At 46.9% G+C, this 450-nt stretch carries 1 protein-coding gene; it reads left to right on the top strand.

All coding sequences use genetic code 11. The annotated features are described in order from the left end of the window. Positions 1-427: JHBP domain-containing protein (locus tag F0U44_RS24125; RefSeq protein ID WP_149730608.1), on the top strand; the 427-nt coding region annotated here is incomplete at its 5' end. Positions 428-450 lie beyond the last annotated feature (23 nt).

Below are 450 nucleotides of genomic sequence, written 5' to 3'. Positions count from 1 at the left end.
CAAAAAGAAGCAAGCGGTCACCATCAAATGTTCCGTGACACTAACTGGTGATTACAAACTTAGCGGTAAACTGTTGGTGCTTCCCATTGAAGGCGAAGGAAAATACAATATCAAAATACGAGACATCGTGATCAAGACTGCAAACGATCTGGTGACAGTGACAGGAGCTGACGGCAAACCGCACTGGCATATCGAGTCGTGGAAGCACACGTACGAAGTGAAGACAGGAGCTCATTTTCAATTTGAGAATTTGTTTAATGGAAACAAGGTGTTGGCAACTCCCGTCGAAGAATTTGTGAACTCAAACTGGAAGGACGTGATGCAGGAAGTAGCCCCGCCCATCGTGCGGTCCATCGTGTCCGAGGTGGTGGCTGCCGTAGATGCCCTGTACAAGGCTGTGCCGTCCGAAGAACTTTACTTGCAGTAAACTTATTGTAATTTTAAAAGGGG

The organism is Nocardioides humilatus, assembly GCF_008373755.1.
Taxonomy (GTDB): Bacteria; Actinomycetota; Actinomycetes; order Propionibacteriales; family Nocardioidaceae; genus Nocardioides; species Nocardioides humilatus.
Note: the sequence above shows the minus strand (reverse complement) of the source record. Positions and strands in the feature narration are given on the sequence as shown.